The organism is Novosphingobium sp. (assembly GCF_030696665.1).
Lineage (GTDB): Bacteria > Pseudomonadota > Alphaproteobacteria > Sphingomonadales > Sphingomonadaceae > Novosphingobium.
Genome location: NZ_JAUYRV010000018.1, coordinates 1 through 10,833 on the forward strand (window position 1 = coordinate 1; position 10,833 = coordinate 10,833).

The 10,833-nt window shown below is 56.9% G+C and carries 12 protein-coding genes; 7 read left to right on the forward strand and 5 right to left on the reverse strand.

The annotated features are described in order from the left end of the window. Positions 1 to 403: 403 nt before the first annotated feature. Positions 404 to 1,351, reverse strand: a complete 948-nt coding sequence (locus Q8R81_RS04510; RefSeq protein WP_305616253.1) for a nucleotidyltransferase and HEPN domain-containing protein — start codon at positions 1,349 to 1,351, stop codon at positions 404 to 406. Continuing rightward, positions 1,351 to 1,572 (reverse strand): hypothetical protein, encoded by a 222-nt coding sequence (locus tag Q8R81_RS04515; protein ID WP_305616254.1) that lies wholly within the window; start codon positions 1,570 to 1,572, stop codon positions 1,351 to 1,353. Before Q8R81_RS04515 ends, Q8R81_RS04510 begins: the two co-directional genes overlap by 1 nt. Positions 1,573 to 1,690: 118 nt before the next feature. Between Q8R81_RS04515 and Q8R81_RS04520 the strand changes: the two genes are divergently transcribed. From Q8R81_RS04520 to Q8R81_RS04530, 3 genes are all read left to right on the forward strand, one after another. Beyond that, positions 1,691 to 2,329: a response regulator transcription factor gene (locus Q8R81_RS04520; RefSeq protein ID WP_305616255.1), complete on the forward strand. Its 639-nt coding sequence runs from the start codon at positions 1,691 to 1,693 to the stop codon at positions 2,327 to 2,329. A gap of 120 nt (positions 2,330 to 2,449) precedes the next feature. After that, on the forward strand, positions 2,450 to 2,674 hold the full coding sequence (locus tag Q8R81_RS04525) for a hypothetical protein (RefSeq protein WP_305616256.1): 225 nt from the start codon (positions 2,450 to 2,452) through the stop codon (positions 2,672 to 2,674). A gap of 882 nt (positions 2,675 to 3,556) precedes the next feature. Continuing rightward, positions 3,557 to 3,832 carry a hypothetical protein gene (locus Q8R81_RS04530; protein ID WP_305616257.1) on the forward strand — a complete coding sequence of 92 codons (276 nt, stop codon included), beginning with the start codon at positions 3,557 to 3,559 and terminating at the stop codon, positions 3,830 to 3,832. A gap of 265 nt (positions 3,833 to 4,097) precedes the next feature. Here the strand turns inward: Q8R81_RS04530 and Q8R81_RS04535 are convergent, their stop codons facing one another. Further along, positions 4,098 to 4,322: a hypothetical protein gene (locus tag Q8R81_RS04535; RefSeq protein WP_305616258.1), complete on the reverse strand. Its 225-nt coding sequence runs from the start codon at positions 4,320 to 4,322 to the stop codon at positions 4,098 to 4,100. Between the two features lie 366 nt (positions 4,323 to 4,688). On the opposite strand from Q8R81_RS04535, the gene Q8R81_RS04540 reads away from it, so the two are divergent. From Q8R81_RS04540 to Q8R81_RS04550, 3 genes are all read left to right on the forward strand, one after another. After that, positions 4,689 to 5,165, forward strand: a complete 477-nt coding sequence (locus Q8R81_RS04540) for a hypothetical protein (RefSeq protein WP_305616259.1) — start codon at positions 4,689 to 4,691, stop codon at positions 5,163 to 5,165. An 806-nt stretch (positions 5,166 to 5,971) separates the two neighbouring features. After that, entirely contained in the window at positions 5,972 to 6,175 is a 204-nt protein-coding gene (locus Q8R81_RS04545) for a hypothetical protein (RefSeq protein ID WP_305616260.1), read from the forward strand. 767 nt (positions 6,176 to 6,942) lie between these two features. Continuing rightward, a complete protein-coding gene (locus Q8R81_RS04550) occupies positions 6,943 to 7,656 on the forward strand; it encodes a response regulator transcription factor (RefSeq protein ID WP_305616261.1) in 714 nt (237 codons plus the stop codon). A 209-nt stretch (positions 7,657 to 7,865) separates the two neighbouring features. On the opposite strand, the gene Q8R81_RS04555 is transcribed toward Q8R81_RS04550, so the two are convergent. After that, positions 7,866 to 8,210 carry a hypothetical protein gene (locus Q8R81_RS04555; RefSeq protein ID WP_305616262.1) on the reverse strand — a complete coding sequence of 115 codons (345 nt, stop codon included), beginning with the start codon at positions 8,208 to 8,210 and terminating at the stop codon, positions 7,866 to 7,868. A 213-nt stretch (positions 8,211 to 8,423) separates the two neighbouring features. On the opposite strand from Q8R81_RS04555, the gene Q8R81_RS04560 reads away from it, so the two are divergent. Next, positions 8,424 to 9,509 carry a hypothetical protein gene (locus tag Q8R81_RS04560; protein WP_305616263.1) on the forward strand — a complete coding sequence of 362 codons (1,086 nt, stop codon included), beginning with the start codon at positions 8,424 to 8,426 and terminating at the stop codon, positions 9,507 to 9,509. Positions 9,510 to 9,660: 151 nt separating this feature from the next. On the opposite strand, the gene Q8R81_RS04565 is transcribed toward Q8R81_RS04560, so the two are convergent. After that, positions 9,661 to 10,764: an IS5 family transposase gene (locus Q8R81_RS04565; protein ID WP_305616264.1), complete on the reverse strand. Its 1,104-nt coding sequence runs from the start codon at positions 10,762 to 10,764 to the stop codon at positions 9,661 to 9,663. Positions 10,765 to 10,833 lie beyond the last annotated feature (69 nt).

Here is a 10,833-nt window from a genome sequence, read left to right on the forward strand (position 1 = left end):
GCCGCCGAACTGGATAAGCAATGGCCTGCTTCGCTACGCCCTACGGGCTCCGCTACGCAGCCCATTGCTTCAACCGCGCCGATGCGCAAAACAACCGCCCGGCTCTAATCCCAGCTGGAGGAAAGCTGGGGGTCACGTCAGTTACACTCAGAAAGTTAACGGAGGCCGAGACGCGTCTGCGTAAAGGCCGCAAGATGGACAATTTCCGGCCGCCGTTTGTTTGGGCAAGCTCATCTTCAAGCGACGGCGCAGGTACCACCAGACATTTTAGCCGCACATCCGCCGCCTCGAAACATGCTTGTCATTCATGTAGTGGAGCAGCGTTCGGCCGTTGGTCGGCGCCGTTACATTCTTCTGCCGAGAGCTTCAGGGGACAGGCTTGCAAGATCGTTGGCAACTTCGGTCATATTCCGGAGATGGCCGGCCCATTCAGGTTGCACTGATTTTCCAAAGCGGCAATCCTCTCAGTGCAGACGATGTGAACTACCCGGCCCAGTTCCTCGATCTGCTCGCCCAGCCAAGACAATTCCTCAGCGGTAATCCGGTAGTGCTTGGAATAGCGCGCCTTGACGTAGGCTTCCTTGAGCTTCTCGAACATGGCGCGCTGCTTGTGGCTGTCGTTTGGCCAAACATAGGTCAAGCGACGATCAACGCGCTCAGCTTGCGTGCGCAGGAAGCCAAGGTTGTGTACGTGGGGCGTGTAAAAAATTACCGTAAGAAGGACGCAGTGGTAGAGAAACTCGCCGGCCTGATGCAGGTCGAAGACAGCTTCTTTCAGCCTACCTTGGCCCGTCGTATAGCGAGCGGTATCTAGTCGTCCTGCTGCCGCCGGAAACCACTCTTCAAAATACTCCTTCGCCATCGCCAGCGCCTGCTCAGGCGTTTTCGGCTTGGGCGTATGCAGATCGGTATCATCCGCTTCGTAAAGCGCGATGCCGTCCCTTGCGACATCCATAAAGAAGTAGCGCCCATGCGCGAGGCCATCGTTCACCTCGCCCAGCGCGTGGACGATGAAATTCACTGGCGTCTTCAATGTCCCACTGATGCCATATTCGCGCATCAGGCGGTCATCGAGCTGTAGCCAGTACTTGACCCGGTCGGTCAGGTCCTTGTGGTTGACGATGATCAGCAGGTCGAAATCCGACTTGTAGCCCTTGGCGGTGTGGGGTTCATCGACCCAACCACCGCGCGCGTAGCTGCCGTACAGAATGACCTTGAGAATGCGCCCGGCCTTCTTGCGGCTCGCACTGGCGCAGGCGGTTACGTCGTTGAACTCGTCGAAGACCAGTTGGAGCACGCGCTCGAGCTCGCGCTGCTTGCCGGCCGGAAGATGATCGAGATCGCGTCGCATCAGATGGTTACCCTGTCGTGCCAGACCCGGAAAGGCAAGCGACCACGCGCAACGCGCCACTTCGACCATCCCGCTGTTGCCTCACTCCCTTGCGACCCTGCTCCTCTCGCCCAGCCACCAGACACGTTCGACGAGCAGTGGGCCATCGGCACAGGCACGGTCCAGGTATGAACATCGCGCACGATCGGGTCAGGGTCAGCGCGCGCAGTGATCCGGTTCATTGTGAGTTGGATTTATACACTATATATCAATGGGTTAAATGACTTACCCTGTGCAATAGGCCCATTTGTTGGACAAATGCTGCTGGAGGAGCGCGATAAAACAGCGTTGAGTTAAATCATGCATAAGTCATCCTTCTTCCATCTCATCGACAACGATCAGGGCAGCCAAAAGTGGCTGTTCGATGCCGCATTGCAGTGCGGGATGCGTTGTCAAAGGCATGGCGATGTGCAGCAATTCCTCGCCAATGGAAATCGGGACGGCGTTGTCTTGCTCCATGACAACAGACCCACAAGCCTCGCTTCAGATCTCCTGCAGAACGCTGCAAGATCGGGCCGGTGGTTGGGTGTTGTCGGCTTTTGCAGCGAGCCTGATGTGGAAAAAGTCGTTGCGGCAATGAAGGCCGGAGCACTGTCGTTCCACAAGACCCCGTCGACATCTGATGAGCTTGCTGCGCTAATTGACAATGCCGAGACTGAAATGTTGACCACCTTCAAGGTGCGAGCAGAAAGTGCCCGGGCCCATGCAGATATGATCCGCCTCAGCGCCAGAGAACGACAAGTTCTCGATCGGGTGGCGAACGGCGAAAGCAACAAGGAAATTGCTCGCCTGTTGAACATTTCCCCTCGGACAGTCGAGCTACACCGTACCAATATGATGGGCAAATTGGGTGCAAAAAACGCAGCTGAGGCCATCAGGCTTTGTCTGACTGCTGCATTTTCTGTTCACGCTCCTCCTGCCAGCATGATCCAGAATTGATAGACGCGCTTGGCCTGTTTGTTCCCCATTTCCATTTTGAATGCATTCATTTGATGCTGCAAACCGATCAATAGCACGGTGAGAGACCCGATCGCTGCCGGGCAATAAGGAAACACAACGATGGCAAGTTTCACATTTCTTGACGGCGCCATGCGAAAAAGTGCCGCCGCGACGGCACTTGAAATGGAATGCCATATGAGCCGATCTGACGAAATCATATCTGCCGAACACGCGCTTGCAGTGCTGGAGACTATCTTGTCAGCGCTTGATCGCATGGGCTTTTGCGAGCCTGCCCTGCATGTTTCTTTGGCGATCGAGGCTCTGAAGACACACAGTACTTCCTGAGTTGCCTATCGGCAATAAGGTCGATCGGCAGCATCAGGATAGATTGGCAATATGCCGCGTTGTGACCTCCAGGATTTGCCAAAAGCTGTTTGGCGCCCCACGATCGGGACGTGCGCTACTCGCGTTCCTCACGCGTAAAGCTGGGTGGTTTTGCCGGCCCGATACTGACGCAAGGCCTGAGGCTTTTGCCGTGAGCACATGGGCTAGAGGATCGTCAACCGCGGCGGCCTGGGGAAAGCTCGTGTGCGCTTGCAGGCCGGTGCGCACGGGCAACATTCTTCACGCAGCGCGGCGACATTTCGCCTGGGAATTTCGACGAGACAGACACGTTTTGCCGGCGGTGAGCAACCAATGCAGTCGCCTGTAGCCCCCGTTGGGCAAGTGCTGCGCCTGTCTGCGTCAGATGAGCTGCGGCACGGTCAAGTGCGGCCTGTGCGGACAGAACCATCAACCGCTCAGTAGCCCGTACCGCCAGAGTTCTGCAATTCCAGATCCATTCCAATCTATTGCGATCTGGCAGCAGGCGCAGTCGTGTCACGCTGCCTGCTTGCGGAAACAACAAAGTTGGCGGGGCACGCCGCGATGAAATTCAAGGCGCAGCCCCCTTGGACTGGCCTTGTCGATCCAACTGGTCTTCCTGCAAACGGCTTACGGCGTCATCACAGAGGTTGACGCGCTTCCACGCGCCACTAAATATCTGTTTTTAAGGCGCTGTTTCGTACGGCGAATTGACAGGAATGTGAGTTGGCGCGCAAAATTCATGGTCCCGCAGACTTGGCAGTCTTTTGCGAGCTCCCCTCAGCGTTCACTCTTCCCGTTCCCTCTCCCCGTTTGCTTGGTCGGATGCGGGATGAACTGCGGACTTGCGCGCTGCGCGCGGGCTTGACCAAGGCTTACAAGCTTACGAACGACGCCTGGCCGATCCTGCTGGGCATTGCCATTGATACGCTTCAGGGGCGATCTTCCTCTTCTTCGGCACTTTGTGCAAAGCAAGCGATTTCACACGACCTGCTGCTTCGCTATCTGGTTGTCCTGCAGTCAGAAGGGCTGGTGCACACTTGGCCTTCGGATCGCGAAGGTGAATTGAAGTGCGCGCTCAGTGCCGAAGCTTTTGACAAGCTTGGAGCGCTGTTCTTGCCGCAAGCAGCAAACGACTGAACCAGCAAGAGCCTTGTCCGAAAGCCTGCCGGTCGGCGTGACGGGTCTTTGCTGCGCTACTTTCGTCGCAATTTTGCCACAATGCGCAACCTAGCCGCTGCAATCGCTCGTGATCATCACGGAATTCCCGCGCCAGCGTTCAACCACCGATTTGCGGATCAGGCGCAAAAGACCATTGCAAGGTGTTGCAATTCTCCCACAACGCTTGGGAGTCCTCAAGCACGGAGGACAGGCCAGGTGGTGATTGCGTTCATGGACAACGGCGTTAATTCAAGTGCGCTTTCCTGGCCGGAAGGCATGGCGGAACATCAGCTATTTCTTCGCCCAGCGCCAATTCGATAGATTGCAGGGCATTTGTCACATGGATGCCCGCCATTGGCAGATCGTGCCGATCAATAATTTCAAGCGCTTCTTTAAGGCGCTCTACAGCAATCCAGATTTCCATTTTTTCGCGTCCCGCGCTGCCAAAAATATTCCATTTTGAAAGCATCGCAGGTCATGATCATAAATAACCGCCTGGTCCAGTCACATTATGGCAAATTTTGCAAAACATGTCTCTTTGTGGGACGATTGCAGCACTGGCAATCTGGACCTTGCATCCAGAAGACTTACCGCAGCCCAGTTCCACTGGGTACCGGGTTGAAGCAGTTGGCGCGAAAGCACGCATGGCATGCAGCGGCAGCCTTCACATGTGGCCGACCGATTTGCGCTATCTTGACGCTGCTACTTCTCGCAGAAATGGAGATGATTTTTCCGCCGATCCGGAAGCCTTGTAACGCTATTGCTTGACCTTTGGACAGCGTAGGGCATTCTGCTGGCCAGGCATGGGGCGATGCTGCAGCAAAGGGTCACGAAGATGCCGGCGACCAGTCAAAACAAGATTGTTGAAACCGCTACATCGCGCGAGCAGGTCGAAATCGCCGACCTTACCCGTTTAATCAACAAATTGGTTAGCCTGGTGCCTGGGGACCACGACAACACCTTCTTTTTCGGTGACTTAAGCCATGCGCAGCTTGTCGAACGGGTGAGGGCAGAAGTGCGACTGCGCAAACTGCGGTGTGAGTTGCTGGGCGTCCCGCAGGATATGTTCTCCATGCCCGCCTGGGAGATCCTGACAGAGCTGCTGCTGGCAGAACTCCTCGGACAGCAAAACAATGTTTCAACTGTCGGGCTTGAAGCCGGGATTCCCCAATCGACCGCGCAAAGATGGCTTGTGCTGCTGGAAAAGCGCAACCTTGTGCGGCGCAGGCGCGATTTTATGGACAAACGTCGGCAGTGGATCGGCCTGACGCCGAGTGCTTACAAAGCTTTGTGCCGTTATTTTGCGGCTTGAGAGCCTGATTCGAAATTCTGCGAGGCGGTCTGAAGGGTCTTTTCCGCGCAGCATTCGTCGCGATCATGCGACAATCCATTCCCATCGATGCCCGCACATCGCGGCGACCATCGCTCCGCATCAAAACGCAAAATCGCGCGCCAGCCCAAATTTGCCGGCGTTCGACTCAGGCTCTGAAGAGGGACTGGACCACCTGCGCAGGTGCCTGTTGTTTAACGTTGTGAGATCGCAAACCTGCCAGCACGGTGGCATGCGCAGATTTTTGTCACGCTGGCCGATCCGCTAGCCGATACGCTGACCGATATATGGGGTATCCTCGTCAGCGCTTGGGCCCAATAGCCGAATTGATCCGGTCGTTCGGACACCGATGTGGTGATCGCATCGGGGACATGATCCAAAGCCAGCTACATCCAGACAGATCGCACTGGAGCAAGTACCAGAAAAAAGGCCCTGCCCGCGGGGGGTGCCAGCAGGGCCAGAATTCAGGGTGGTCAAACCAGCCCTTGGGTCGCAGGGCAAAAATAGCCAGAAATCCAAGTCAGGCCAGTGACATTGGTCACATGACAGAACACATGACAGACAATGTCATGTCTATAACGCTGACTGCTACCGTGCCATGTGGGTTTCTTGCACTTGATCGCACCAACGCTGGATCAGGACGCATAGCTGACAATGAGCTTCCCCGTGGGCTGCAAGCTCTGGGCATCTTGCGCGGTGCCGAAACGGCGTTCACGCGTCGTCAAGGTGGCCATCGCCAGTAGAAAGTGCTATTTCTACCTACCCTTGCAGCAGGATATGCCACGGCCATGAAGTCAGCCCTTGAAATTGTTGCCTTTTCGAGAGGATGCGACTTGATGGGGATATTGAATCTGCTTGAGGTCACCCGAGATGCGCTCGACAGAAACGGCCACACGTTGGCAGCAGCGCACCTCGATATGGCCTTCATCGCTCTTGCCGCGGAAACCAACGACAATCAGGCTGACGGAAACGACGCTTTGTCCGGAATTTAAGGTGCGGGCAGATATAGCTTATCTGGATGGCATCATGGTTTGCCGAATTTGCAAAAGCGTAGTTTCTGCGCGCTTGCGCCATGGCGCACTTTTTAAAGATGCCTCGATCGGTCTTCGAGACATTTCCCTGATCCCCAACCGGTAGATAGACGTTTGATGCCACATTGGCAGCGTGGCATCACGCTGTGCCCCCAGTGACTGGCAACGTTCGGTCAGCGACTTTGATCGGGCAAGTTGGTCCGGCACCGGAACCACGCCTTGTGCCAAAACCAATGCCGCAAACGGCGAGGCGTGAGGGTGCTTGCGCAAGCCTGCGCAATTGTCCGCTTTCATGTTCAGGCAGAAGAGAGTGCTCGGACGAACCGTAGCGGGACACCGTTCGGTAGCAGTCCGAAGCACCCTCAGGCGCAAGGTCTATGTAAAAACGCCTAACATTTCGTAAAGATGCCATAAACGCTTTTATGTGCCCTGCGTTGCGCGAAATGCCGCTTCCTTATCGGACATGGTAAACACGCAGAAGCCCCGAGCGATGTCGCGCGGCGGTGCTCGGGCAGAGTGCATGGGACTACGCCCGCAAGCAGGGCGCGGGTGTATCCATTGTTAGCCGACAGACGTGTGTGCAAAGTCCCGAATGCCCAGACACTGCAGCAGATAGGGAGTAACGCTTAGGGTTGGCGCATACCGCCTGCAGGGGCCGCTCGTTCACATTCATCTGCGAATTTTCCCTACGTGGTGACCCGTTAGCGGGCAGTACGAAGGGGGTTTCAATGGCCTATTACGAACAGATAGATATCGGTGCAGGGCAGGCGGCTGTGCTTGAGGATCTGGCTTTAACGCCAGACGGCGCGGACTTGTGGCGGACCGTGCATCACAACCGATCGGTTCGGATCGTCGTGCATGTTATTGCGCCACAGCAAAGCGATCGTGCGCTGCTGGCCCGGACGATCTTTTCTGCCGGTCATCATGCAGAGATCTACAGTCATGCTCTGGAGCTGATTTCCCATCGGCCAAGTGACGGTGTCGTCATCATCGACGACAGCGCAACAGGTGCAAGCATCAATCTTCTCGGTGCAATGGCAGATGCCGGAATCTGGTTGCCGGTTGTTGGATTTGGCAAGCACTTGGCCTACGATACTGTCATCGCAGGCACCAAAGCCGGTGTGACCGACTATTTCATCGGCGATTTCGACCAGACAGCGCTGATAGCCAAGCTTGAAACGGCCTATCTGTCAGGACAGATTGTGCTTGAAGCCCGTATGCGGCGCGCAAAGGCCCGTCTCTTGATCACTGGCCTCTCTGCGCGCGAGCGCGAGGTGATCGACCTTCTGGCTACGGGATGTTCGAACAAGGAGATGGCGCGCATACTTGCGATCAGTCCGCGCACCGTTGAGATTCATCGTATGAAGATGATGTCGAAGCTTGGTGCCAAGACAAGTGCCGATGCGATCCGGCTGCGGCTCGAAGCTTTTAGCACGATCTGATATCAGTTCAGCGCAATGAAGTAGGACCGCCGACGATGCAGCCCGCCGCAATCGGCACGAGCACGCAAGGACAAGGGCACGCAAGGACAAGGGCGCGCAAGAACGAGGGCGCACAAGAACGAAAGTATTGGCCATTTTGCCGAGATGCCTGTCGGATCGTGTCCGTCAGGCTTGGACTTCGCGCGAGGGCTGACGGGGTCAGATGCCTGTCAGTGCCAAATTGATGCCATCCCACCGAACAACGATCCGGCAAGCAACGCGCCTGAAATATGTGCGAGCAAAAAACGGGTGTAGATCATTTTGGGGCTGGTGAAATGCATCAACAGCAAAAGCACCCCGTGCAAGATGCTTGCCCCGACGGCGAGTTCTGCCAAATGCATGGCTGGCCCGGATATTTGCTGGACGGCAACCCTGAGCAGTGATGCAAAAGCACTTGTTGCGCCCGCAACGAGGCTGATAAGAACGACAAATTCAGCCTTGCTGACATAATTCCAATCGAGTTGCCGCTGCAAACTTGCCCGTTGCTCGGGCGGAACGTCGTTTGGTCCTGTCATCCGCCTTGCCCCCAGTGCCTGACGACATGTCAATCGGCCCTCAGGCATCTGCGTTCAGTTACTGTCCATGGTTGAAAAATGGTAACTTTTGCAATTCGCTCCAACTGGCAAGACCATGCATACCGGTTGACAGGGCCCGCTACAATCGGGTCTCACTGACAGCGGCCCTGCAGCAAATGCACGGACATGGAGCAAATGACGGGCAATTGATTCATGAGAAAGTTGGAACCTGGCGCATCCAAAGTGCTCAAAGCGCTCCAGTCTGCTCTCAAGGCGTTGCCAGATGCAAACGTAAACAGGGCGCGCGTGACGATCGACGGACGCGGTACTTATGCCCCTACGGCCGCCTTCGACGTCAGGTTGGGAGAGCGCACATTCGTGCTGATGGTGGAGGCGATGGCCACCGTCAATCCGCGCGACGTCGAGCGCTGCATCGCGAATTTGCAAGACTATGCGGCCCAGCACACGGGCGGAGTTGATACACTCATTCTGATTGCGGCAAGGCGCGTCTCAAAATTGGCGCGCGAGGCGCTTGAGGCCGCAAGAACAGGGTATTTCGATGAGTCCGGTGCGCTGTTCTTGTTGGGACCGCAAGTCTACATTGCGCGCGATGGAACCGCTCCACCGGAGGCCAAATGCAATATAGGCTCGTTCCTGCAACCGCACCGCGCACGCGTCATAGAGCACATGCTCAAAAGCTGGCCCAAGTGGTTGTCGGTCAAAGACATTTCAAGTCAATGCGATGTATCTCCTGCGGCGGTTTCTGTTGCATTGAAACTAATGGGGCAGATGGGATGGCTGGAGATCGATGGGGCAGGGCCAATGAAACTGCGTCGCTTCATTCAACCGCAGGACGTATTGAAGAAGTTGTCATCCTACAGTGCAGATCTGCCCACGGCATCAATGCAGTACTTTCATGTTCCTGATATGGATGGGCCTGTGCTGGCGCGACGGCTCGCCGAGATATGCAAGGCCCACAAGATACATTATGCGATAACCGGCACTCTTGCAGCGCAATCTTTGGCACAGATGCCAGGTGAGGCGCCCCAAGTGATATGCAGGATCGAGGGAGGCCAGCATTACGGTGAGGTGTTGCGCAAACTTGGCGCCAGACCAGTCCGCAAGGCGTGGAATTTTGGGGTGCTCGCCGCTGACCATCAAGGCCACATCGAGACAGGAGAGTGTATTAACGGCGTCGTCTATGCCCCGGTATTTCGGGTGTTCCTAGATGTGGCACGCGCAAACCACGGTGATCAGGACGTTGCTGCGCAACTGGCGCGTGTACGTTTCGGCATGTGACGCAACGGCGATTCTACGGCACTAGCAGGCTGCTGAAAAACGCATCATCGGACTTGCGAAGGGAGCGATTGCCACTGTGGCGGTCGGGTTCTCAGCCTTTGCGGGCTTTTTGTGTCTCGGGCTGAGAGCGTTGAGGGCGATTTTTCGGTCATCATCCGGTCGCCTCGATGATTTTGGGCAGCCTGATGAGGTTGTATGCGATCATTCGGAAGGTGAAGGCGGCGGTGGCTCGGGCGATGCCTCGGACCTTGAGGCGGGCGATGCCGCCGATGGTCTTGGCCCATCCGAATGCCTCTTCGATGCGTTTGCGGATGCGCAAGGATATCTCGTAGCCATCATGGCGCGTGGTGCGGCGGTCGATCAAGGTCTTGCGGACTTTACCAAGCTTGCTGACGGTGCCGTTGACGGCGATGTGCGGGGTGACCTTGCGGTCCCTGAGCGCGCTGACAAAGCTGGCCGCGTCGAACAGTTTGTCGCCGGCCAGCGTCACCCGGCGACCCGGCTTGCGCGTGCGCTCGATCATCTCCAGCGCCGCTTCGCGTTCGGCGGTGCCGGTGGCGTGGGTGAGCGTGGCATCGACGATCAGCGCGTGCCGGTGCTCCATCAGTGCATGGCCGAGATAGCACAGTCGGCTAGCCTGACCGTCAGCCTTGCGGAACAGGCGGGCATCGGGATCGGTGGTCGAGGCATGCGTCTCGTTGCTGCGCTTCTCAGCACGGAAGTCGCGCTCGCCGTTGCGGCCCGGTCCCGGCGGATCGCCCGATCCGTCCCGGGGACGGAAGCTCTTCATCGAAGCCCAGGCGTCGATCATCGTGCCATCAACCGAGAAATGATCCGATGACAGCAGCCGCCGCACCCGCGACAGGCTCATCAGGACGGTGAGGAACTCGCGCGCCACGTCGGCTTCGAGCAACCGGTCACGGTTCTTGGAGAAGGTCGAGGCGTCCCAGACCGCCGCATCGATATCAAGCCCAACGAACCAGCGGAACAGCAGGTTGTAGTTGATCTGCTCCATCAACTGCCGCTCCGAACGGACCGAGAAGAACGCCTGCAACAGTGTCGCCCGCAGCAACTGCTCGGGCGGGATCGAGGGTCGGCCAGTCGTCGCGTAAAGCGTGGTGAACTTGCCGGACAGCGCCGCCAGCGCCTCATCCACCAGCGACCGGATCGCCCGCAACGGGTGATCCGCAGCAATGCGATCCTCCAGCCGGATATACGAAAACAACACCGACGATCGATCTTCCGAACCGCGCATCATCACCTCCGCTCGCAAACAGAGTGAATCACTCAAAACCCCAAACGTCGAGGGTTTTTCAGCAGCCTG